Genomic DNA, 22,924 nt, shown 5'->3' on the forward strand with positions numbered 1-22,924 from the left:
ACAAGAGTGTTAATACATTGACCGTGTAGTAGCGTGTGAGGTGACTAGTTTATAATTTAGCTTATACAGAATGATTTTGCATAACTTTATTATTTGCTCGCGAATTATACTAATTCATAGTAAATATTACAATTTACAATAGTGTACTTTAGTGACCGGGCTTTATTAGACTGGGTTTCCATTGTAAACCGTTTTTCAAAATACCAAGGGATTTGGGAGAATTCTTAAATACTGAGAAGAAAGGCACTAAATTGAGTAAAAAATGAAAAAAGAATATTTAATTGGTATATTATTAATAATTTTAATTATTCTAGCTGGGATAGTGGGTTATCTCGTAGGGAAAAATATCTCTGGCGGAAAACTGACCGAGCAAAAGGTGGTCAATGAGACTACGGTCATAAAGACAGTTTACTCTTCGGGCTATTCAGACCCGGCAAGCATAGGGAACGGCGAAGACTATCTGATTAACCCGGTCTTCCCTGATAAGACTATTGCGTCCCAATACGCATATGTAACTTCTGGCCAAGGGTTAGTATTTATAGGCAACCCTTTCTCTACCGGCAACGGTTATCTTGCAGGTGCAAAGGGTGCTGCCGTGGTCGCATCTATGCTTGCATATCAACCGTTAACTGAGTATAACTACTACCTATACATAACTGCACCTAATTACATTAACGTCCCTGGTGCAGTAAAGACTGACTCGGCTACCGTAATGTACTTAAGTTCAATGTTGGGTCAGCAATCAGCATTAAACAGGTCATTATATTTCTTGGGAGATGTAGGACTGGAAGGCTATATGTATTCTACTGGAGTAGTATACCAGAGGATTGTGCAACTTTACCAAGGAGGGATATATTATTTAGTAGTCCCCAAAATGATGGCATTAGCTGAGGGACAGAATTACCAAATGGCTCAGCAATTCGCCAAGGAACACGGAGAAGTACTGTACACTGTCTCATCAATCCCCCAAATTTATCAGATAGTAACATCACAGCAATTACCCCAACCTAAAGGGTACATAGACTTCCCGGTAAACCTTTCAGCAGGATATACTTATTTGTCTATGATCTATGACCAGCTCTACAACTCCACTACCAATTCCTCAGTTAAAGAAACTGCGTCGATGTATTGGTCGATGGCCGAAAAACTAGCCAGCGAGGGAAATTACACGGTATTTTATACCTTCCAAAACCCTGCAGTCGAGGCGATCCAAATACTTTACCAATCTAACCCATCAGTAAACTTAGCACAAGAGGTAATGAAAGCAGTGAGTAATGCTGAGAGTTTAAGTAACCTCTGGACTATAGAGACCGCGGCTGAGGCTGACTACCTCTATAACCAAGAAAACATTTCTGACCAAATTTTAGCTAACGCTTGGGCTGCGTTAAGCCTTTCCATAAGTGCAGGTCCTACGATAACACCCTCCGGGTTTTACCAAGGGCTTTACAACGAGTTCTTGACAGACCTTTATGCTGCAGAGTACTTAGACTCAGTAACTAACGGTAATTTCGGAAATGTAAGCTTACTACTCCAAGTGTATAGGGATCCTAACGTAATATACGATTATGGATTTTATGCGAATTATTATGCCCAAATGGCCATCGCATTCAGGGACTATTTTCTAAAACAGCTGAATGCTACTGATCAGGCCCTGGTCCTTAATTCAATATATCAATACATGGCTAATGAAACTCAAATACTAGAGAGTGCGGCAGCTTATAATGACGGGCCATCTTTGGTCGGTTATGTAATGATGGATTACGGTTTAAGCTCCCATAATCTTACCTACTTATACTATTCCATGCCGTTCATTAGGTTTACGATGAACGTAGAGCAACTCACTTGGTATATACAGACTTAAAAGAGAAAAATTTTTTATTTTTCTCACTTAGTCTTTCCTTCTCCTCCCTTCTGCCCCCTAGTTTTTGTCTTCTTCAATTAATTTCAATATAGCCTTCCTTATTACTTCACTCCTGTTAAGTCCGTGCTTTTGAGCGTATGTATCGAGGTCCTTTATTACGTCGTCCTCCACCTTAAATGTAATGACTTTTTTCATAGGTAATACTTCTCAATAGGGGTTAAAAGGTATTACGCAATGATATAAAATTCTAGAAAAAACTCGTCAGGTTAGCATTATGGTTAAAGCGGACTTGCTCACCAAACTACATACACTAATACCCTCACATCTCCCATCTCCAGCACTCTCTATTTCAGCCTCTCTACTCTTAAGCCCCTCAATCTCCTTTTGTATCCTATTATACTCAGGTTGGGGTATTATGGTCGTTATTGTCTTCGCCCTTTTCCTCATCGCAGACAGTGCAGCAGCCGCAGCCATCGACTTCCTCCCACCGGTTATGTCTACAAAATCGCCCTCTCTGATCTTGTTTTCTACTTCCTTTTTGAAGAGTAGGTAGTCCTTCCTGCTGTATATATCAGTGATGCTAAGCGGTATGTCATAAATCGCCACGTCCCTCCCTCCACAACACACGAATATAGCCTTGACTAACTTCCAAGCAAATTCTACGGACTTATCCGCTGTCCTTATAACATACACCTCATCTACCCTTATTTTCTCCGGGTTGTCTTCTTCATATGTACCGTTAATGAGGTTCTTATAGCTCTCGAATATCCCTCCTGGAGAGGTGCCTAAAGTCGCTATTAACCTGACCATATGGGATATCGTGATAGGGACATTAATATCTTTTTGGTTGTTAAAAGGGGACATCAGTAAGGTGTTAAAACTGTATAGTTTTCATTTTAGGGGCTTTTGAGAAGTTTTACGGGCTAGCTTTTTCCTTAGCCCTCTTTAGCAAGTCCTCCTTAAATTTCCTAAAGTCCTCCTTATTCTCGACCTATAGATACTTACTCTCGTACTCGTCTCGGCAATTCTCGTTAGGTATAGTTTGTTGCAAGCATTAAATAATTAAGGATATAGTAATTTTTCTCAATGAATCTTGAAAAATATAAAAGGAAACGATAGGGTCTTTCACGGCCCTTTGAGGTTTTTATTTGTCTCAACAGGATGAGATTATCATATTAAATATACACTAAGCAATATTAATACATAGAATTTGCAAAAGCAAAGGTGAGGAGCTAATAACTTAGTTTACTAAATTTATACCCTAGCGAAGACACCTATCCCACGGCGTACCTGAGGTGTGGTGGAAAGTGGTTAAACAGGGACTTATGGGCGGCTTTTATACACCACCCTTTGATTAACGTCGATCAGAGTTTATATACAGCTTTATTTAGTTTAAATTTGTAATTAAATATATGGAAGAGATTTTGAAAACTACTGAAGACAAAAAGGTGCACCTCGCGTTTATCTTTGACCCTAATAAATGCATAATCTGTAACGCTTGTGTCAACGCTTGTAATTCAGCTTATGGTGGGTTAAACTGGAGGACATTGTTAGTGTTTGGTGAGGACACTAAAGTAGGTGTGTCCATTTCATGTAACCACTGCGAAAACCCCTTATGTATGAAAGCTTGTCCTGCAAATGCTATAAGACGGGACGAATTGGGTATAGTCTACATAGACCCGAAAGAGTGTATAGGTTGCGGTTATTGTACGTGGGCCTGCCCCTATGAAGAACCCAAGTTCACTAAAGAAGGTATAATGAGCAAGTGTGACTTCTGTAGGGCCAGGCTATTAAACAAACAAGGGCTACCCCTCTGTGTCGAGTCGTGCCCCACCGGTGCACTATCCTTCGGGTGGGTAAAGGAAAAAGAATACAGTGCCCCTTACTTAGCCCCTTACGACATCACAAGACCTAACTTAGTAGTAAGGCAGAGCAAGACCGAGATAAAGGCCTCTCCGCTAAAGCAGAGAAAAGAGCAAAACTACTGGCAACTCCTCCTCTTTACGCTCTTCTCAGAGTTCGCCTTAGGTAGCCTTTTCGTACCCGTAAAGGGGGTAATCCCGTTAATACTGATGCTGGTGGGTTTAGTCCCGTCAATATTGCATATTAACAGGAAGGATAGGTTTTATAGAGTGATATTTAACCTGAAGACATCATGGTTAAGTAGAGAAGTGTTTTTCGCTTCCCTCTCAGTCTTATCCCTAATCCTATATGCACTGACCGACACATCTGTGACTTTAATCTCCTCAGTAACACTGGTCTCTCTAGCGGTCTTATCGTCTATCATGCTATACCTCCTTAAGAGCGTACCATCATGGTATAATTTGGACACCCCCATATCTTTCGTGGGTACAGCGTTTACTACTACTTTCCCTATAGGTTATTTCTTGACACACGACCCCGTATACTTGGTAGTAGGGGTAGTATTCAGCGTAGCTGAAATGGTAGTGAATAAAGAGAATAAATATAGAATTTCACTCAATTCGGCTTATGTAGTGCTAGCTATACTCTCTATTCTATTCCCGTTAATTAGTCTCATAACAGTTCCAGTAGCTGTATTATCGGAATTCATCCAAAGGAAGGGATTTTATGAACATATTTTATACTACGGCCTTCCAAAGTAGTGTATTTTTTTAATGCGAAACTTTTTTAATGTTCAAGATAAATTGTATATTTGGAAGTGGTGCCTTATTGCTCGAGATCAGGTTTCACGGGAGAGGAGGGCAGGGAGTAGTTACCGCGGCTAACTTGTTGGCAATCGCGGCAGACCTTGACGGTAACTGGTCCTCCGCCTTCCCCTTCTACGGTGCGGAGAGAAGGGGAGCTGAAATAGAGTCTTATTGCAGGATCGACTCGTCACCTATTAGGATCACATCACCTATCGAAAACCCTGATGTTGTGGTCATCTTAGACCCTTCATTACTTAAGATCTCAAACCCGTTAAGGGGTATAAAGGAGAACGGGAAAGTTGTCATAAACTCTCCCTCCCCCGTAACCCTCCCCTACCAGACGTTTGTCGTTAACGCTACTAAGATAGCCTTAGACTTAAACCTAGTTAAGTCCGGCTGGCCCCTAGTTAACATTATTATGCTGGGAAGTATAGCTAGGTTAAACGTTGTTACACTGGACTCTTTAAAGAAGGCAATAGACGAGGAATTTGAAGGTAAGGTAGCTGAGCTCAATAAAAAAGCCGTAGAGGTAGCATACGAAAGCGTAAAGGAGGTGTCACAAGTTGTCGCTTGAATACCAAGTCTTCCCTATAAGTAAGCCGTCTAAAGGTGCCGGCGGTAAGACCGGGAACTGGAGGGTAGTAAGGCCATTAGTCCATGAGGACAAGTGCGTAGGGTGTAAAGCATGTTACATGTGGTGCCCTGAAGGTACAATCCTTGTGAAAGGGGGAAAGGTCACCGTGGACTATGAGTACTGTAAGGGGTGCGGTATATGTTCCAACGTATGCCCCGCAAGAGCAATTGAAATGGTGAGTGAGACATGATAGAAAAGGTAATCTCAGGAAATGACGCAGTGGCGCTTGCAGTAAAACTGTCCAGAGTTAAAGTCACCGGGATCTATCCTATTACCCCACAGACATACATTATCGAGTCACTGAGTGAAATGAAAGATAAGGGAGAACTTGAGACTGAGATAATAAGAGTGGAGAGCGAGCACTCAGCTATGGCAGCGACTTTCGGTGCAGCGGCTTCAGGTGTTAGGGCATATACGGCTACAGCGTCTCAGGGGTTACTCTACATGCACGAGATGGTCTGGTGGGTAGCAGGCAGTAGGATACCCGTGGTAATGACTGTAGGTACTAGGGCTGTAGGCCCCCCTTGGAACATATGGAACGAGCACACTGACTTTATGAGCGAGAGGGATAGTGGTTGGATAATGGCTTTTGCCTCGACCCCGCAAGAGGCCATGGACCTCACAATTATAGCGTTTAGGGTTACAGAGGACGAGAGAGTCTTCCTTCCCATGATGGTGGGTATGGACGGGTTTATACTGTCGCACACAAAGACGAGAGTTTATGTGCCGTCACAAGAAGAAGTAGACTCATTTTTACCTCCTAGGAGACAGCCCTATGTCTTAGACCCGGAAGACCCACTAGCCATGGGGAATATGTTCCAACCCGCAGACTATATGAGGCTGAGGGAGTCCATCCACAGAGCACAGTTAGCTTCTAAGGAGGTCATTGTAGAAGCAGGAAAACAGTATATGAAAAAAGTGGTTCCAATTGGGTCTTATTCCACACTTAACGAGAGCTACAGGCTAGAAGACGCAGAATATGCGGTAGTTACAATGGGGGCGTGGTCTTTAGACGCAATGCAGGCTGTTGACGAGTTGAGGAATGAGGGGCTCAAGGTAGGAGTCTACAGAGTAAGGTTTATAAGGCCTTGGCCGGAGGAAGAGGTAGTAAAAGCGTTAGACGGGAAGAGGGTGTTAGTCCTCGATAGGTCTGTCAGCTTCGGTAGGGGAGGGCAACTTTACACAGAGGTCAGGGCATCTCTACCTAACGCGGAAGTAAAAGGAGTTATAACGGGACTAGGAGGAGTATCAATCGGTAAGAACGAAATAAAGACGGTTATACGTAAGTTCGTAGAAAGGCCGGAAGGAGTAGAATGGTTCTACCCAAAGGAGGGCGAGAAAGTTGAGCTTAGGAGTCCGAGATATATTAAATAAGCACAGGCTATTAAGCGGGACTTCAGCTTGTCCGGGGTGTCCTGAAAATATAGCAATGAGGTTAATAAGTACAGCTCTAGGTGAAAACGCAGTATTTGTAGTCGTTGCCGGTTGCTCCTCTGTCATCCAAGGGATGGGGCCTAACTCAGCGTACAACTACCCCGTACTCAACATCGCTTTTGCAGCAGGCCCGGCCGCTGCCTCAGGTATAGCTGCTGCTATGAGGTCTAGAGGGAAGGACGTCAAAGCCGTAGTGTGGGCTGGAGACGGTGGGACAGCGGATATCGGGATGGCCTCGCTGAGCGGTGCCGCAGAGAGGAACGAGGATATATTGTATATATGCGTAGACAATGAAGCTTATATGAACACCGGGGGGCAGAGGAGTGGGTCTACACCTATAGGGGCTTCTACTACTACTACACCTATGGGAAAGAGACATAACAAGAAAAATATACCGTTCATAATGATGGCCCACCACGTGCCTTATGTAGCTACGGCTAGTGTAGGTTATCCCCACGATTTAATGGAGAAGGTCAAAAAGGCTAAGGCTATTCGCGGGTTTTCGTACGTCCAAGTACTGTGTCCTGACCCTTACGGGTGGATGTTCGACCCGTCGAAGACAGCTGAGGTAGCAAAGCTTGCAGTTCAGACTTGCTATTGGCCATTATTCGAGTATGAAAACGGGAGATTAAGGATTGCAGATGAATGTCTGCACTGTTTAGATAAAAGGACGAGGAAACCCGTGAAAGAGTTCTTGAAGGTACAAGGTAGGTTCAAACACGCAGACGAGGAGAAAGTTAGGGAGTTACAAGAATATATAGACGAGATGTGGGATAGACTAAAGTTATTATACGAGGAGAAGTTGAAGTTTTAAACAAAAGGTTTTTCTTTCTCTCTTTTTTTGAACCTTGAGCCTAACTTCTTACTTAACGTTGAGCCTATGTCAAGGTGTATACGCAATTATGCACTTAATCTATACACTATGTTACCGGTTATGACATGCACTAGGTAATTGGTAATCGCCTCTACATGTTGGACTGTGCATGAAGAAGTGGGATAGGACAAAATAACATATGCAAAAATGCTAGTATCTAGTATATTTTTTGTTATATAATTGCGCTAATACAATAATTTTACGTGAGTTCTCAGAAGTTTTTATGTTTATCACAAAATAAAATATAAAAATTCAATTTACCACCTAAGGAAATACCGGGTGCAGGCTACCCGATAAACCCAATTTTACACCATGTTGTGTATCCCATACTCAAGGTTTAGATAAGGTATGAGTAAGTGAGGGAATGTGTACAAACTTAAGGAGACTTTATTGCCTATTTAATAACTCAATGGTTTACTGGAGTAGTAAGGACAACTTGTCCTTTACAATCATCATGAACTTTATTAGAGCTACGATGACCAGGAGGAAAGCAGCTACTGGTATAAGGCCTATATTGAGAAGGAAGGACGTGGTATCGTTTACTAGTATAAACGGTAGGAACAATATTGCCAGTTTTTCTAGGCTTAGTAGCTTTAATGAAGCAAAAACTAAAAATAGAAGTACCCTAGCTGTAATCCTATTTAAAATTATTGTAATATCCATGATGATAAATATTGTCCTAAAAATTAAAATTTTTTTCCAAGAAATTATCTGCAATAAGTGGTTCGCATTAAGGCTCACAATACCCAACTTACTGAGAAAGTTCGGTTCTAAATTGATTAAATCCCTCACAGTATTAAACAATGTTAACCCAATACATTCCCGTTATAGAGATGATATTCTATACTTTGTTTATTTTAAGCGCCTTAAAATTAAAGCTTCAATTATAAATTGTGTATTCCCAAGTATACCCTAAGGTACAAACGAATCTCTGGTGTCCCTCGATATATCAGGGAGGTTACGTTGCCCTTTAAAATCTCAGAAAGGATAATATTAGGAGCCTAATTGGTGAAGACATATCAGGCGTACGGATTTTATGTAAACCGGTATCAGAGGTCAGGGTAGATGGGAACTGTAAGGACACATGAATGTGAGAAGCCATTAGGGATCGGTGAAGTAACTGAACCTAAAATTACAACCTATAGGATATCGTTGTGAGGATTAAAGGGGCAGATACAGTTATAGATTTTTGGAGAACACTCTACCCCCTCTAACGGATTAAAGATACTTAAAAAGGGAGGAATTTACTCTATCGTAGGGTATGTTGATTGTATGAACCTACTAAATTACCTACGATGCTGATTTCCCTACTTATAAAGTCTATCGTCTTATCCGTTACCTCACCTCCCACGGTTGCAAACCCAAGTCTGTTAGAGGCGAAGCATGTGGAGCCTCCTTTCAGGGCTGGTTAGTTTATACGTTCAGGGAAAAGTGTTGCTAAAAACTAAGGTTTATCCATTAGCAGAAGCTAATAAAGTATATTAGAAGATTTAAAACGAGGGGAAACGGCACAAATTATCATAATAACCTATTCCAATATTTAAGGATTTTCTGAAATAAATTAAAATTTCACTTTATCTGGATTAAATAGATCCTCTTTATCATACATCTTTTTATAGACCAAGATTTTATGAAGGTGATCTCTAGGAAGTCTGGAGTTTATATATATACTGTTCAGGTCGAAATTAGTCCCTCCTAAAATTTTAAGTATCTCATAATATTCTTTCTCCTCATCGGTTAGAATGAAGGGGTGAGACTTCCTCCCTATATCAAACTCTACGTCAGTCACGAAGCCCTTCCTAGATTCTATAACTTTAGTCAGTTTTTCCTCAGTCTCCTCTAAAGGTATATCCTTTACTACGTAATAATACCTCTTCTTCATAATCCCCATAGCTGTGGTAATAGTCCCGCCGAAGAACAGAAACCTCTTTTCCCAAACTCCGTCGCCTCTTTTACCTTTAAAAGGACATTCCTCCTCACATACTACTAAAACATTCCACTTACTAGTGTAATAACCAGTAATGTTAGATGTAAGTCTAGACATTTCAGGAGACCTTAAAGTCACGTGATACACCGTGTGAGAATAATTATCATAAAGGCTTTGGATGAAATTCATAGCGTTATGTAAATTGTCAAATTCGACTACAATAGGGATGTCCTTAGTCTTTTCCCTTTTCTGAACCTTTAATTTAGTTATTATCCCCGTAGTCCCCTCTGCATGAGCGGCTATTTTCACATCTCCTCCCCTAAGTTTTACAGTTTTACCGACAGGGTTGACCATGGTTACCTCGGTTGCATAATCCCAATTACGACCATACCTAAACTCCCCAATGCCCCCTGAACCACCGCTAAAAAAACCAGCCACGGTAGCTCCCTCACAATACGTAGAAGGATAGACACGTACATTAAACCTTAGCCTTCCGTTATCGCAAAAAGAGACCCCGGGCCCTACTTCTATTTCGTCCTCATATTCCTTAAACGTTTTCATCCTTGAGAGGTCCATTATTATCCCTCCCTTCATTGGGATCACACCACCTACATTATTTACTCCCCCTCCTCTCGGGACTATGGGTACGTGTTCTTCAATGCAAGCTTCCACGATAGTTTTAACTTCGTCTTCGTTTTTAGGAAAAACTACTGCATTAGCCGACTTAGATAATAAAGGGGAAATTATAGGACTAGTATGGCTAAAATCTCTAGAAAGTGATGAGACAATTTTAGGATCAATTGAGTAATCAATTTCTTTCAACTTACTGAGGAATATTTGTGATAACATAGGCTGATAAAAGACTGAGCGATTTATAAATTTTTAAACTTGTATATTGAACTTTGTTCAAAAGTTTTCATAATGAGCCTTTTATCCATAATTATACGCTGTGAGTCTATAAAGAGCAAAGGGACTTTTAATGTGGAGAGGTCATGTCTGCTAAAGGGGGAATAAGAATTATACTTTATTAGTATCTGGCTGAGTAGATTAGTCTTTAAACTCTCTATCTAGATCTGAGACCACTTTATCAATCTTATCAATCCCTTCATCTATCTCCTCCTTAGTAATTATGAGAGGTGGGGATATTATAAACCACGAAGGTCCGTTAAATACGTAAACCCCTTCATCAAGCAGTCTTTTGGCTATTTTATCTACATCACTCGAGTTTCCGTTAAACTTATCATCGTATGTTGCAAAGGGTGTGTTCTTCTTATCCCTGACAAACTCAATAGCCCAAAATAATCCCATTCCCCTTATATCACCAATACTTTTATGCCTTTCTTTTAGCTCACTTAGTCTATCAGCAACGTATTTGCCAATAGCATTTACGTGAGAGAGTATTCCAAGCCTTTCGAACTCCTCAATAACGGCGGGGATTGCTGATAATGTCACTGGATGGGCCTCGAAAGTGTGACCGTGGGCGAAAAGGTTATCTTCGAAGAAATCCCCGATCTCCTTACTGACACCAGTGATACCTATAGGGACGTAAGAGGCTGTAGCTGATTTGGCAGTAGTAATTATATCCGGTTCGATATTCCAATGGTTTACCGCGAACCACTCACCAGTCCTACCCCACCCCGTCATAACCTCATCTGCAATAAATAGGACGTCGTTTTCCTTTGCTATCTTCCTTACTGTAGTCAAGTAATCCTTAGGCGGGACTATAACCCCGTTAGTCCCCGTGATCGGTTCCACTATGATCCCAGCGACATTATGTTCGTTTTTAATAACATAATCCACATAATTTGCACAAGCTAAATTACACTCAGGGTACTTGAGCTTTAAGGGACACCTAAAACAGTACGGTTCTGGTATTCTCACCACACCACCTAGTGTATGTGGCTCAGCAAACCACCTCCTGTAATCTCCAGTTAACGAGACGGAGCCATATGTAGAACCGTGATATGACCTATATCTAGCAATTATCTTGTACTTGGGGTTTTTAGCTAACCTCGTTATTTTTACTGCAGCTTCATTGGCTTCGGTGCCCGAAGTTGAAAAGAAGAATTTTGTAATGCCCTTAGGCATGACTTTTATGAGCGATTTTACAGCCGTCATTCTCACCTCGGTTGCAAATGCAGGAGAGATATACTGTATTTTATCCAACTGTTCTTTTATACTTTCGATGACCCTCTTATTTCCATAGCCTAAGTTAACGTTAACAAGTTGAGAGGAGAGATCAAGATATTTTTTACCGCGTGAGTCATAGAAATAAACTCCTTCAGCTCTTGTCACCGTTAAGGGATTCCAATCCTTCTGTTTTCTCCACGTTCCAAATGTATGTTCTTTTACTGCTTTTGAAATTTCATCCATATTTCGCCAAATAAATTGAATTATATATAAATTTTATGACGATTATATTAGAATTATTCCAACGATGCGTACTCCAAGTAATGTCGATTAAGTTTAAAGTAAAAGAGGGAAAAGAAGAGAGTAAAGTCCAGTCTAAATCTCTATATATCCTATTTTGGACTATATTGGTTTATTTACACGGTTAAATCACCTGCTTAAAACCCGACCAGTCTAGTTAATACTATGAATTTACACGACTTGTCCAGAGAGATAAAGTCCGTGTTAAAAGAAGATAAAAAAGACGTAGGTAACATAGTCCACAAAGACAGAATGTCCCTGATCTTGGTAGACGGTTTAGGTTGGAATATAGCCCAGAGGTTGAACACGAGCGTAAAACCCGAGAAAATAAATTCAATATTCCCCTCAATAACAGTCACGGTATTTGCGACATTATTAACAGCAAAGAGACCGGGAGAACACGGTATTCTGGGCTGGAGGATATACGACAGAGAGGAAGGTAGGATATTGAACCTGATGAAAGTACTCAAGGAGCAGAGCGTGGAACTGGACACGTTCTTCTCTAACACTGACTCAGTCTTTATTATGCCTGAAGTAGCGACCAAGAGCATGATGAGCAAGCTAAAGGTCATCCCTTATTACACTTATTGGGACGGGCTGTATAAGTATAAGTTAGCCCTCGAAAATAAGGACTCCAAGTTCGTCTTCTTCTACCTGCCCTATGTAGACGCTATGTCCCACTTATACGGGCCGTTCAGTAGCCCCACCTTAGAGACAGCTAGCGAAGTCATGGGTTCGCTGGAAAAGATAACCAACGTTTATAGGGAGTCCTATTCAATACTCATTACCTCCGACCACGGCCACGTCCAGGTCGACAGGAGTGTGAACTTGAGGGAAGACGAAGAGTTCCTGAGGGAAATGGAATTCCCGCCTTACGGGGACGCGAGGAGCCTGATGTTCAAGAGTAAGAGGCCTTTGGCATCACTCTCAAAATACGGTACACTATACGAAAGAGAGAAGGTCGAGGAGTTAGTTGGAGGTACGAATAACATACCCGACTACCTCCTAGTCCCGTTCGACAACGTCAACGTGGTCTACTGGAAAGATGATATGGAGCACAAATATAAGGGTAGCCACGGAGGGCTCACTAAGGACGAGATGGAGATACCGTTATTCGTCTATGAGTGACTAAATAATGAATTTATTCCTATATAGATTTTATACGTTATATTAATAAATATGTTTTTTTATACAGAGTGTATGAAAAATCCGTTAAAGGAATGGGACGAAAAAGGTATTTCGACTTTCCACATAAAGACGACCCTTGTAGCAGGTGCAGGGACATTCGTAGACGGATATGACTTGACGGCCGGGTCTCTGGTATTCCCGCTGATAGAGAAGAGTTTAGGGCAAGGACTGGAAGGTGCCTCGGAAATACTCTTCTTAAGTATAATCTTGGGGAACTTCTTGGGTGCAATAATCTTCGGCTATCTAGCTAAGCACGGTAGGAAGAAGTTTTACGGTATCGACGCTATGTTGATGACACTAGGTGCTCTAGCCCAAGCATTCGTGTCAACACCGGTTCAACTGGCAATTGTGAGGTTCCTGTTGGGACTGGGGATAGGAGCAGATTACGTTTTATCCCCCTTAGTAAATGCAGAATATGCAAACAGGAAGGACAGAGGTAAGCTCATGGCCATATCAGGTGGGCTGATGTGGAATGTAGGTGCCTTAGGCTCCGTATTTGCTACTCTAGCTATTGTAAACTCCTTCCCGCCAGACACCGCGTGGCGTCTCGTACTCGCCCTAGGTGCAATACCGGCGTTAATAGTGATCTACGCGAGGAGGAAGTTCCCGGAGACACCAAGATATATGCTATATATCAAGAAAAACCCCAAGGAGCTCGAGGAAAAATACGGTATAAAAGTGCAAGATGTGCCCGCTACAGCGGTGAGCTGGAGGAGAATAGGGGTCATGTTACTACTAGCAGCACTGACATGGTATATTTTTGATGTAGCCGCCTATGCGGGAGTGTTCTTTGGCCCCAATGTAATCGCGCAGAGCATTGGGGTTAACGGTGTCATATTCGAACTGATAATTTTGTTAGCCTTTGCTATCCCGGGTAATTTGATATCCACAGCGTTTAACGACAAAGTAGGTAGAAAGGTGTTACAAGCACTAGGTTTTACAGGTATGGGGGCGACGACCATAGCGTTTGCCCTTTACGGCCTTAAGTCGACCGCGCTAGTCGCGTTAACGCTATACGGTCTAAGCAATATAATGTCTCAGATAGGGCCTGGAACAGTGGTAGGTTTTTGGGGGATAGAGCTGTTCCCCACGTCTATAAGGGGGATAACCTCAGCGGTTACCGTGATGGCCGGTAGGACTGGAGTAATAACTACTACGTTACTGGTGCCCTTAATATTACAATCTCAAGGACTTGAGTTCACAATGATTTTACTAGGAGTAGTCTCACTCGTAGGTGCTGTGGCGACGCTCTTCCTGAAGGAGCCTAAACATAGAAGCTTAGACGAATTCGAGTTCGTGGAAAGCGAAACAATATAATTTATTTTTTCTAATTTTTATTATTATATTATTATACTTAGTCACGCTATAAAGGGCAACTCCTTATCCCCAGCTATTGGATCTGCACCAATAATATCGCCCTTTATCGGCTATTTAAGTATAAAAACTAGACTACTTTATGATTTTTGACTTTTATTGAAATTAACATTGGACTTACTTTTAAGTTGACGTAAGAATAAAAAATAAGATACTATTCCTATAAAACCTGGCGATAGTTTCCTAATTAGATCCCTCAAGTTTCTTTACCACTTCAAGCCCGGCCTTAGCACATTCCATATCCTGTTGGGAAGTCCCGCCAGAGACCCCGATTCCCCCTATAAGCTGTCCATTATAATGTATTGGATAACCTCCTCCGAATATTATTAGCCTAGGTGTATGGACAATACCGTGAAGTAACGGAGGATCATTTTTTATCATCTCATACCACTCGTGCGTTGGTATACCGAAAGCTACTGCAGTCCATGCTTTGTTTATGGCAATATCAACGCTGAGCAGCGGAGCTCCGTCCATCCTCCTGAGGGCTTTGAGCGATCCTCCTTCGTCAACCACAGCTATAACCACTGGGACTCCCATGTCTTTAGCTTTTTTCTCAGCAGCGTCTATCATCCTTTCAGCCAGCTCTAGGGATATGCCCTTTTTCTCTATTATCATGAGTAGAGTGTGTCCATCGAGCAGTTTTATCCTTTACATCAAACTAGTTTAACCAAACGCGTGCCTAAAAATACCGTAAATTAGCCCTCTATCCTCTTTCACTATACCACCTCTCCTCATCCTAGTGCATTCATATACTTTCCTCCCTCCTAAGCTTTCTATAAACTCCTCTTTATCCTCAATAGTTATTATCATCTTTACTCCCAGAGAGGACACGCTATATTTAATTAACTCTTCCGCATTTCGTTTATCAACAGCTATTAGGGGACCTATGAAATTACGGTAGATCACACCAAAACCTCCCTCGTTGTAAACTACTTTACCACTAATTCGTGATAAGAGTTTTGACCTATCATCTCCGAAGGCCTCTCCGTCCAGATGGAGCATCCACTTATCAAGCCTGTCCGTAACATTTGCCTTCCTTCCATCTTTAACTCCTGAAATATCATAAACTACCGTCTTATACTCCTCTTCAAAACCGAGACCTCTGTATAGCATAATACCGGGATTAGTTGAATCGAGCCTAACGCTCCTCGTCTTTATCTCACTAAGTAGCTCAGTCATTATTCTCTTTCCTATCCGTTTATGTTGGTATTCTGGTCTTACACCTACATTTCCTACCCATGACACATCTCGGTAAGGTATATAACAGCAAGTAGCTATGACCCTTCCTCTCTCTTCAGCTATTAAACACTTTCCCAGTTCTAGGAAAATGAGGAAGACTTCTCTGTTCGCTTCCGTGTTCGTAGAACCGATAGCCTCTCCCCAGACCTCTACCATTTCTCGTATATCCTGATGTGTAGCTACACGGATTATCATACGATATACAGTATTTTGTTTTTATTATGTTTTTAATAAAACTATCCTCATGTGGTTTATAGAATATCATTAAGTTGCGCAAAGTGTTTCCCTAGACCTCAAACCCTTACCTAAAAATAAACCCCTTTATTCCGTTATATTCCCTGAGAGCTTAAAGCGTACTTTCCATATACTGAGCGTCTCTAAAGCCGTCATACTTTAGATTAATGAATAAGTACAATTTTTGTACTTACCCTATAGCAAATAGGAAGGAGGGAAAAAAGGCAAATAACTTTATTAAATCAAGTTAATAGACAATGTAAATTTTATTACCTGCGATTCAGAGATGTGATCTGTGTACCTAATTTCCACTAAAGATGGGTTATATGAGTACACAGAGACGCTGAGAAAGGTGGGTTATGAGTTTAACATTTACGACGCGTTAAAGTTTGAAGACGATTATATCGTATGTTCTCCACAAGAGGGAGTGGTTTACGGAAAAGAAAAAATTATCGATAAGGCTTGTTGGAGGCTGATGCTAATTGACAGACAACTCTACGCTTCCCTTGCAGGCCCTATTATTTATGACATAATAGATAGGAAGGTGGTACTGGACTTAACGAAAAAGGCTAAGGAGATGGGCTGGAGCTTCGACTATACTCTGCCTCACATTAACGATATCGTATATTTTAAGGGAAGCTTGGTAGCTGTGATTGAAGAAGGGAACTTACTCAAGGGGGAATCGCTGGAAGGTCTGAAGCCCACTGACTTCAAGGCTGATATGCATAACGTATTCACTAACGATAAGTTTATGCTTATAGCTACTGCCGATGGTGTGTATTATACGGAGGACTTGAATAACTTCACACTGACACTTGGAGGATATGCCCATGGTTTTGCGGGACTAAATGGGAGCATCGTCGCCCAGATAATGAGGGGGGAGCCTCTGTACCTTACAAGGGACGGTAAGGAGTGGTCCAATATGGGGATCAGGCTACCTAAGCCGGTTTTCGGTCAAACAGCTATAGCTGGAAATGGGAGTGAGTTAATGTATTCAACTACCTCTGTATACAAGCTAAGGGACAACGGTGTCGAACTGGTGGTCGATAAAATACCTCTCACTAGGAGGATATCCTTCTTTGGTTAGCTATATTAATAGTATTCCGCAAGTTCGACACAAACCGTAATAGGAACTGCCCGTCCCTTTTGAGGTTATAATTTATAATTAGTACTGTGTAGTTACTAGTACTAAGAAATATAAAACCTCAAAAATATTATGCATATATAAGTGAACCTTTAGCATAACTTAGGAAATATTGACTAAAAAGTATTTTTGTTTAAACTTTATACTCGGTCAGCTTATAAAGGAGGGCAATAGCTTTACCTTAAAGTATACATATCCCCTTTGTATATGACGAGGGACTTACTATTTATGCCTGACTGAGTATAATTTCCTATATACTAGATTATTAAGTGTAATTATAAGGTGTTATCCAGTTTTACATTATTAATTTCTTATCACAAAAATTATTACTAGACATTTTTATTCATTGATCCTTAATATCACTAACTATCTTACCCCTTCCCTAGATGGATAGCCTTGACGTCATATTTCTTGACGTAAAATTTTCCGAACCCTTTCATCTCCCTCCTAATTGCTATGAGGGCATAGTTTAATATACCTTCTTTATAGTCGCTACCGGGATTAACTACATTAGTACTTCCGATTTTATCTACACCTGCTGATTCATGGACATGTCCGTGTAAACCTAGAAGGGGCTGAAGTTTCTCAATGACTTCTCTTACAGATGTTGAGCCGACATGGTCTCTTTTTCCCTTGTCGATAACAGCAAAGTCTAATTTAGTATTATAAGGTGGAGCATGGAAATTAAATATTACATTGTCAAAATGTTCAATTCCCTTTAGCTTATCAAGGATTTTATTGTAAAGGGTTGACTCTGGGAGTTCCCTATACGTATTCCAAGGAGTAGGATTAACATATCCACAGGTGAGAAGTAAGAGGTCGTCGAGTTGCTCTATCTTATTTTCACTGACATCAAGCCCGTATCTCTGCATAATACTATCGACTTCTAACGGGTCATCGTTTCCAGTATTCCAGAGTACTTTGATGTTAGGTTGTTTTTTCTCGTTAAATATCTTGCTCCATTCAGCGGCTTGACCTTCTATAAACTCCAATATCTTCTCTTTTCTAAAATGTGAATTAGACTTGAATTCATTTATTTCTTCTATTCTCTCAAAAAATAGTGGTGCTATGCCTGAGATTTTATATTCCTCATATAGTTCAGATAAGGAAACTTCTCGTTCTCCCGCATAGTAATTATTTCCCGCTTTTCTAATGAGCAGAAAGTCCTTAGAAAACAAGTCACCGCCTAATATTAAATAGTTAACAGAGAACATCTTAGAGGCGTTCAGGGCTTTTCTTAAGACTATCTCAGATCCGTGAATATCTGACACGAACAAAATCTTGGTTTCTAAAGGCATAGAACATTGTCAATTAATTTACTTTTTAAGCTTTTTTCTAACTAAACTGAAAACTTAATAATGATTCACCAGTTAGAGAAAGCTTCAAACTTAACAGCTAATGGTTTAGCGAGCAAGGAAATTAAAAAATAATTAATAATTACCAATCTTTTGAAAAAATTCATAACGCAATAAATATTTTTTATAATGATAAATTATGAACGACTTAGTCAGTTTCTCAGGTAACGACCAAGTTTTTTTAAGTGTTTTAATTATCTTCTCCTTAAAGCTTAATAACAGTTTTAGGTAGAGAATAGCAAAATGGCTGAGGATAAAGAGTTAAAAAAAGATAATAATATTCAAAAAAATCTATTCGCAAGAGAATCATCTGGTCTCGTTAGAGAAATAAATTGGACAACTGCAATGTTTATAAGCATGGGATTTATAGCATTTTATGCATTACCAGTATCATTTTTATCAGGGCTCTATGTCTCCCCTAACGGGTTAGCAGTTTTAGCTGCTCTACTCAGTTGGATTGTTTTATTACCTCACGCTTTTATATGGACCAAGATAAGCGAAACCTATCAAAGAACAGCAGCTGATTACGTGTTCGCTAGTAGAGTACTCCACCCCGCAATAGGTGTAGGTGTAGGGCTAGTATTCGGTATATCTCAGATGATTTTTGATGCAGCTATAGTATATGACGGTGTAGGGCAATTAGCTTCCGGGTTTTCAGCAATGGGAATAAACTTTGGCCAACCGTATGCTGGGATAGCGAACACATTGTCCAACCCATATATAGTCCTTTTAATTGGTTCCGTTACATTTACTGCTGTCATATTAATTAACATCTTTGCTCCTAAGTTCACAAACGAGCTTATGGGAATAGTAACCGGGGTAGCGTTAATCACATTTGTGATTAACGGTGCCTTAATGTTTACTGTTACTCCCCAGAGTGTAGCTGCTTCAGGTATAACTTATCAGCAACTTGTAGAAGCGTCCAGTAAGGCAACGCCTCTATTCTCTAATGTCGGTCTGGCTACTATAGGGCTCATGGTATTCACAGCGTCTTTCCTGCCTTTTGTAAACGGAGCTACATCTATAGCTGGGGAAGTCAGAGGGGGAAGTAAGGCGTTTACAAGAGGAGTATTTATGGCACTAGTAGTAGCAGGTCTTCTAATTACATTCTTTATATCCTCAAGTATAGCCTCTTTAGGAACAAAGTTTTTCATAGGCGCAGGAATATTATCTTCTTCTAACCCTACCGCATCACTGCTGAATAATCCTACTTTTGACGTGGTACTAGCTAATAAGAACTTACCATTAGACCTTTTCCTAACTATAGGCTCTTATTTCTGGTATATTGCAGTAATGTTTGCAGTAGCGTTATTCGTCTCTAGGTATTTTATGGCTGTAGCGTTCGATAAAGCCTTACCCACTGTAGTGTCTTATGTAAGCGAAAGGTTCCACAGTCCGGTCGTAGCCCACTTAATAGACGAAATAATTACAATTTCCAGTCTGGTCATAATAACGGTAACACCGTTGAGTTCTGCTTTCTTCTACGGTATGGACACCGCAGATGCCATGGCACTGTTATTTGGTTTTATTATAGTAGTCCTTGCTGTGATATATTCCTCAGCAAGGAACACATTATCTGCCCTTAAGGGGAACAGGAGTCTTATATTATCTATGGCGGTTATTGACCTTATAGTCCTTTCGGTATACGCATATTATTGGTTCGGCAATTCGACTATCTACCTAGGTATAGATATGAACCCTGCTACATGGGCTTTAATAGCTTCCCCGTTCATAGCTGGGATCATTATTTATTATGTCATGAAATATTATAGGGCTAAAAAAGAAGGTATAGACTTGTCCATGACGTTTAAAGAAATACCTCCAGAGTAATAATATTAGGAAAAGATTTTTATACTAAGACAATTATTTTTATTATATGGACTTAAAATCCGAGTTCTCTCCCTTAAAAAAAGTAGTAGTCTCAACACCTGGTAAAGAAAAAGAAAGGCTAACCCCTAAAACACTATATGAGCTACAGTACGCAGAAATACCTGACCTCGAAGAGTTGAGGAGCGAGCATGACGAGTTTAAAAGGAAACTCTCTGAAGCAGGAGCTGAAGTAGTTGACATAAGAGATGAAATAAAGAAGCTACCTAAAGGGGAAATCATTGAGTATATTATAAAGCGTTCAGAATGTGCGTTAACGTCCCTTGAGAGCCTGGACATAACGACTTTAGCCGATATAGCGATTTCGGGACTTACATTTACAGAGGCAAAAGCACTAGGGATATTAAAGGACTCTATAGTCGGAGAAGAGGCTGACCTGTGTTTAAGACCTCTCGTCAACATTATGTTTACTAGAGACCCCGGAATGGTAATGGGCAAGACGTATATAGCAGGGAAAATGAGGTGGGAGAGCAGGAGAGCTGAACCAGAACTCCTGTTAAAAATACTTAAACCGGAAAATGTAGTTAAGGCTGAGAGGGGCTTCTTCGAGGGCGGTGACTTTATGCCTTTAGGTTACGGAAAGTTACTTATGGGGTTCGGTACAAGGTCTAGCGCACTGGGGATAAACGATGTGTTACCTAAGCTGGTAGACCAGGGGGAATTAGATGAAGCTGTGTTGGTCAGACTTGAGACACCTGAATATCACCCCAACAAAGGTATAGGACACTTAGACACAGTAATGGGTATCCCTTCGAAAGACGTAATAATATATTACTCATATCTTGACTCCATGAAGGTCTACATCTACTCTAAGGGTGGTACGAGGAGGGTTGACAGACCCCTAAGAGAAGTGTTGAAAGACTATTTAGCGAGGGATTTAAGGGTAGTACTTATAGGTAATGGCGAGTATTATTCTGAGGAAAGGGAACACTGGTTATTAGCCAGTAATATAATTGTCGTCGATAACAATAAGATTGTAGCATATGAACATAATAGAATAACTAACAAATTATTGACAGAAGCTGGAATTAAAGTCATAACATTCAGGGGAAACGAGATAATTAAGGAAGGAGGAGAGAGGAGCGGTCCGAGGTGCATGACATTACCTCTAATAAAGAAGTAGTAGATAATGTTATAGGCACCTAGTCCATACTTTTTTCACAGCCAAATCGAATATTTTAAGGATGATATTCTTGTATAAAATTCCTTAAGTTTGTTTTAAAGGCTAAGGTCTTATAGCCTACAAGGCAAGTTTACTTATAAACATTACGAGGTGGTTCCTACTAAACCCCTCCAAACCGCAACATTTTCAAAAGTATATTATATCTATCCGTAAATTATGTAGAGAAATAAGGGTAGTAGCGGGTAATTGGGTCAACTGTTAGTAACAGTTACAAGTCCTTTCATAACAAATGCGAAGTGAATGTAATGCTCGCCTATGCGGGATATCGTCTCACAATGACTTTACCCCTTCCTGACGCAGTGTAACATAACTCTGTCCTTTGATCTCTATGTGACTACCGCGAGAAAGACTGTAAACTAAAAAGAAAAATAGGAATGTTAATTGATCTATCACATGGGCATAAAACACGTCAAGGTTTCTCAACAGGAGACAAACTACTTACTCGAGAAATATTACCTCCTCCATATCCCTAAACAGTTCGTCCCCGGTAACCACTTTTGCATTATACTTTCTACCTAACGTAAGGAGTATACTATCTGTTATACTAGGCTTATTTTTACCCTCCTTTTTCGCCTTGTCTAACAATTCGAGGTATGCGTTAGCACTCAGGACACTCAACTCTCTATCAATACATACGACTACGCTGTTCTCTTCAACAAATTTTAGCCTCTCTCTGACGCTGTTCTCCTCAAATCCTTCTCTTACGTATTTTCTGGCCAGCTCTGCTAGGACTAGGTCTGGCGTTATTATCTCGTCTGCAGAAGACATGAATGTGAGGACTTTCTTCCCCTTCTCGCTCCCGATGAAAAACTCTACCCAAGCGTAGCTATCCATCACGATCCTCAACCCTATCATCCCTAATGAAGGGATTTATCTTACCCTTATCTACACCGAACATGCTCTTCAACTTCTCCTCCCTATACAGTTTTATTAAATATGAGATCGTGTCGTCTATCGACGAAAAGTTATTCTCCTCCTTAAGCCTTTTTAGCATCTCAAGTGTGGTCTCCCTCACTTTTATCGTCTTTTCCATAATTCTACTTTCTACTTTCTACCATATTAACTTTACTTCGGAAGGGGTTATAAAGCTGGTTAACGTAAGTATGATACTAGGCTTGTGTAAATAAAGTAAACTTAAACTTCTGGTTAATAATGGGGTGTCAACTAGTACAATGTCGATTATGTGTATTCTTTTATGCCCTAAAGTCGAGCCACTCACGTCTCCATTGCAAATTGAAATATTCTTCGAATTAGTATAATTCGGTTTAGTATAATTCGGTGTATAAATAACCAGCTACTTGTTAAACGTCCTGTCTAATTTAAGTTATAACCCCCTCGTTATCCGTCCTACTAGCTTTTTAGTATTAATTTTACTTGACGTATAATTAACAGTTAAAATATCACTTCAATAAGATAAATCACATGGATCCGTGAACGATTCCTTAAATCACACAGTTGATTTTATACAGAGGTATCTTTATCCATAGCTTC

At 40.5% G+C, this 22,924-nt stretch carries 21 protein-coding genes; 11 read left to right on the top strand and 10 right to left on the bottom strand.

Annotated features, from left to right (window positions below):
* The first annotated feature begins 262 nt into the window (after positions 1–262).
* Positions 263–1,861 carry a serine protease gene (locus KN1_RS14080; RefSeq protein ID WP_221288384.1) on the top strand — a complete coding sequence of 533 codons (1,599 nt, stop codon included), beginning with the start codon at positions 263–265 and terminating at the stop codon, positions 1,859–1,861.
* 57 nt (positions 1,862–1,918) lie between these two features.
* Here KN1_RS14080 and KN1_RS14085 read toward each other — a convergent pair whose 3' ends face one another.
* Both KN1_RS14085 and crn1 read right to left on the bottom strand, forming a co-directional pair.
* Complete coding sequence (locus tag KN1_RS14085) at positions 1,919–2,056, bottom strand: aCcr1 family cell cycle regulator (protein ID WP_221288386.1); 138 nt, start codon at positions 2,054–2,056, stop codon at positions 1,919–1,921.
* A gap of 66 nt (positions 2,057–2,122) precedes the next feature.
* On the bottom strand, positions 2,123–2,671 hold the full coding sequence (gene crn1 / locus KN1_RS14090) for a CRISPR-associated ring nuclease Crn1 (protein WP_221288388.1): 549 nt from the start codon (positions 2,669–2,671) through the stop codon (positions 2,123–2,125).
* A 602-nt stretch (positions 2,672–3,273) separates the two neighbouring features.
* Between crn1 and KN1_RS14095 the strand changes: the two genes are divergently transcribed.
* The 5 genes from KN1_RS14095 (at position 3,274) to porB (ending at position 7,412) form a co-directional block, all read left to right on the top strand.
* The gene (locus KN1_RS14095; RefSeq protein WP_221288390.1) at positions 3,274–4,485 is read left to right on the top strand and encodes a DmsC/YnfH family molybdoenzyme membrane anchor subunit; all 1,212 of its coding nucleotides are present in this window, start codon (positions 3,274–3,276) and stop codon (positions 4,483–4,485) included.
* A 67-nt stretch (positions 4,486–4,552) separates the two neighbouring features.
* Positions 4,553–5,104 (top strand): 2-oxoacid:acceptor oxidoreductase family protein, encoded by a 552-nt coding sequence (locus KN1_RS14100; protein WP_221290825.1) that lies wholly within the window; start codon positions 4,553–4,555, stop codon positions 5,102–5,104.
* Positions 5,094–5,354, top strand: coding sequence for a 4Fe-4S binding protein (locus KN1_RS14105; protein ID WP_221288391.1), 261 nt, complete (start codon positions 5,094–5,096; stop codon positions 5,352–5,354). The genes KN1_RS14100 and KN1_RS14105 overlap by 11 nt, the downstream gene beginning before the upstream one ends.
* Positions 5,351–6,538 carry a transketolase C-terminal domain-containing protein gene (locus KN1_RS14110; RefSeq protein WP_221288392.1) on the top strand — a complete coding sequence of 396 codons (1,188 nt, stop codon included), beginning with the start codon at positions 5,351–5,353 and terminating at the stop codon, positions 6,536–6,538. The genes KN1_RS14105 and KN1_RS14110 overlap by 4 nt, the downstream gene beginning before the upstream one ends.
* On the top strand, positions 6,507–7,412 hold the full coding sequence (gene porB / locus KN1_RS14115; RefSeq protein WP_221288393.1) for a pyruvate synthase subunit PorB: 906 nt from the start codon (positions 6,507–6,509) through the stop codon (positions 7,410–7,412). Before KN1_RS14110 ends, porB begins: the two co-directional genes overlap by 32 nt.
* Positions 7,413–7,886: 474 nt before the next feature.
* Here porB and KN1_RS14120 read toward each other — a convergent pair whose 3' ends face one another.
* The 3 genes from KN1_RS14120 to KN1_RS14130 all read right to left on the bottom strand — a co-directional run bounded on the left by KN1_RS14120 (position 7,887) and on the right by KN1_RS14130 (position 11,772).
* Positions 7,887–8,135, bottom strand: coding sequence for a hypothetical protein (locus tag KN1_RS14120; RefSeq protein WP_221288394.1), 249 nt, complete (start codon positions 8,133–8,135; stop codon positions 7,887–7,889).
* Between the two features lie 898 nt (positions 8,136–9,033).
* Positions 9,034–10,248, bottom strand: a complete 1,215-nt coding sequence (locus tag KN1_RS14125; RefSeq protein WP_221288395.1) for an FAD-binding oxidoreductase — start codon at positions 10,246–10,248, stop codon at positions 9,034–9,036.
* Between the two features lie 198 nt (positions 10,249–10,446).
* Entirely contained in the window at positions 10,447–11,772 is a 1,326-nt protein-coding gene (locus KN1_RS14130) for a class-III pyridoxal-phosphate-dependent aminotransferase (RefSeq protein WP_221288396.1), read from the bottom strand.
* A gap of 222 nt (positions 11,773–11,994) precedes the next feature.
* On the opposite strand from KN1_RS14130, the gene KN1_RS14135 reads away from it, so the two are divergent.
* Entirely contained in the window at positions 11,995–12,957 is a 963-nt protein-coding gene (locus KN1_RS14135) for an alkaline phosphatase family protein (RefSeq protein WP_221288397.1), read from the top strand.
* A gap of 72 nt (positions 12,958–13,029) precedes the next feature.
* Positions 13,030–14,334: an MFS transporter gene (locus KN1_RS14140; protein ID WP_221288398.1), complete on the top strand. Its 1,305-nt coding sequence runs from the start codon at positions 13,030–13,032 to the stop codon at positions 14,332–14,334.
* A 240-nt stretch (positions 14,335–14,574) separates the two neighbouring features.
* On the opposite strand, the gene KN1_RS14145 is transcribed toward KN1_RS14140, so the two are convergent.
* Together KN1_RS14145 and KN1_RS14150 are read right to left on the bottom strand one after the other, a co-directional pair.
* The gene (locus tag KN1_RS14145) at positions 14,575–15,006 is read right to left on the bottom strand and encodes a GlcG/HbpS family heme-binding protein (RefSeq protein ID WP_221288399.1); all 432 of its coding nucleotides are present in this window, start codon (positions 15,004–15,006) and stop codon (positions 14,575–14,577) included.
* A 48-nt stretch (positions 15,007–15,054) separates the two neighbouring features.
* Positions 15,055–15,825, bottom strand: coding sequence for a GNAT family N-acetyltransferase (locus KN1_RS14150; RefSeq protein ID WP_221288400.1), 771 nt, complete (start codon positions 15,823–15,825; stop codon positions 15,055–15,057).
* Positions 15,826–16,159: 334 nt separating this feature from the next.
* Here KN1_RS14150 and KN1_RS14155 point away from each other — a divergent pair, with 334 nt between their 5' ends.
* Positions 16,160–16,951 (top strand): hypothetical protein, encoded by a 792-nt coding sequence (locus KN1_RS14155; RefSeq protein ID WP_221288401.1) that lies wholly within the window; start codon positions 16,160–16,162, stop codon positions 16,949–16,951.
* Positions 16,952–17,379: 428 nt separating this feature from the next.
* On the opposite strand, the gene KN1_RS14160 is transcribed toward KN1_RS14155, so the two are convergent.
* Positions 17,380–18,306, bottom strand: a complete 927-nt coding sequence (locus KN1_RS14160) for a metallophosphoesterase family protein (protein WP_221288403.1) — start codon at positions 18,304–18,306, stop codon at positions 17,380–17,382.
* Positions 18,307–18,606: 300 nt separating this feature from the next.
* On the opposite strand from KN1_RS14160, the gene KN1_RS14165 reads away from it, so the two are divergent.
* Entirely contained in the window at positions 18,607–20,193 is a 1,587-nt protein-coding gene (locus KN1_RS14165) for an APC family permease (RefSeq protein ID WP_221288405.1), read from the top strand.
* 46 nt (positions 20,194–20,239) lie between these two features.
* Positions 20,240–21,373 carry an arginine deiminase family protein gene (locus KN1_RS14170; RefSeq protein WP_221288407.1) on the top strand — a complete coding sequence of 378 codons (1,134 nt, stop codon included), beginning with the start codon at positions 20,240–20,242 and terminating at the stop codon, positions 21,371–21,373.
* Between the two features lie 498 nt (positions 21,374–21,871).
* On the opposite strand, the gene KN1_RS14175 is transcribed toward KN1_RS14170, so the two are convergent.
* Together KN1_RS14175 and KN1_RS14180 are read right to left on the bottom strand one after the other, a co-directional pair.
* Positions 21,872–22,267 (bottom strand): PIN domain-containing protein, encoded by a 396-nt coding sequence (locus KN1_RS14175; protein ID WP_221290827.1) that lies wholly within the window; start codon positions 22,265–22,267, stop codon positions 21,872–21,874.
* Positions 22,260–22,466, bottom strand: a complete 207-nt coding sequence (locus KN1_RS14180; protein WP_225905722.1) for a VapB-type antitoxin — start codon at positions 22,464–22,466, stop codon at positions 22,260–22,262. The genes KN1_RS14175 and KN1_RS14180 overlap by 8 nt, the downstream gene beginning before the upstream one ends.
* Positions 22,467–22,924 lie beyond the last annotated feature (458 nt).

Source organism: Stygiolobus caldivivus, assembly GCF_019704315.1.
Taxonomy (GTDB): Archaea; Thermoproteota; Thermoprotei_A; order Sulfolobales; family Sulfolobaceae; genus Stygiolobus; species Stygiolobus caldivivus.

Coding starts and splice junctions, on each gene's coding strand:
- KN1_RS14160 (WP_221288403.1), bottom strand. CDS start 18,306: ATGCCTTTAGAAACCAAGATTTTGTTCGTGTCAGATATTCACGGATCT.
- KN1_RS14135 (WP_221288397.1), top strand. CDS start 11,995: ATGAATTTACACGACTTGTCCAGAGAGATAAAGTCCGTGTTAAAAGAA.
- KN1_RS14150 (WP_221288400.1), bottom strand. CDS start 15,825: ATGATAATCCGTGTAGCTACACATCAGGATATACGAGAAATGGTAGAG.
- KN1_RS14125 (WP_221288395.1), bottom strand. CDS start 10,248: ATGTTATCACAAATATTCCTCAGTAAGTTGAAAGAAATTGATTACTCA.
- KN1_RS14085 (WP_221288386.1), bottom strand. CDS start 2,056: ATGAAAAAAGTCATTACATTTAAGGTGGAGGACGACGTAATAAAGGAC.
- KN1_RS14095 (WP_221288390.1), top strand. CDS start 3,274: ATGGAAGAGATTTTGAAAACTACTGAAGACAAAAAGGTGCACCTCGCG.
- KN1_RS14120 (WP_221288394.1), bottom strand. CDS start 8,135: ATGGATATTACAATAATTTTAAATAGGATTACAGCTAGGGTACTTCTA.
- KN1_RS14145 (WP_221288399.1), bottom strand. CDS start 15,006: ATGATAATAGAGAAAAAGGGCATATCCCTAGAGCTGGCTGAAAGGATG.
- KN1_RS14130 (WP_221288396.1), bottom strand. CDS start 11,772: ATGGATGAAATTTCAAAAGCAGTAAAAGAACATACATTTGGAACGTGG.
- KN1_RS14110 (WP_221288392.1), top strand. CDS start 5,351: ATGATAGAAAAGGTAATCTCAGGAAATGACGCAGTGGCGCTTGCAGTA.
- KN1_RS14180 (WP_225905722.1), bottom strand. CDS start 22,466: ATGGAAAAGACGATAAAAGTGAGGGAGACCACACTTGAGATGCTAAAA.
- crn1 (WP_221288388.1), bottom strand. CDS start 2,671: ATGGTCAGGTTAATAGCGACTTTAGGCACCTCTCCAGGAGGGATATTC.
- KN1_RS14170 (WP_221288407.1), top strand. CDS start 20,240: ATGGACTTAAAATCCGAGTTCTCTCCCTTAAAAAAAGTAGTAGTCTCA.
- KN1_RS14080 (WP_221288384.1), top strand. CDS start 263: ATGAAAAAAGAATATTTAATTGGTATATTATTAATAATTTTAATTATT.
- KN1_RS14140 (WP_221288398.1), top strand. CDS start 13,030: ATGAAAAATCCGTTAAAGGAATGGGACGAAAAAGGTATTTCGACTTTC.
- KN1_RS14165 (WP_221288405.1), top strand. CDS start 18,607: ATGGCTGAGGATAAAGAGTTAAAAAAAGATAATAATATTCAAAAAAAT.
- KN1_RS14175 (WP_221290827.1), bottom strand. CDS start 22,267: ATGGATAGCTACGCTTGGGTAGAGTTTTTCATCGGGAGCGAGAAGGGG.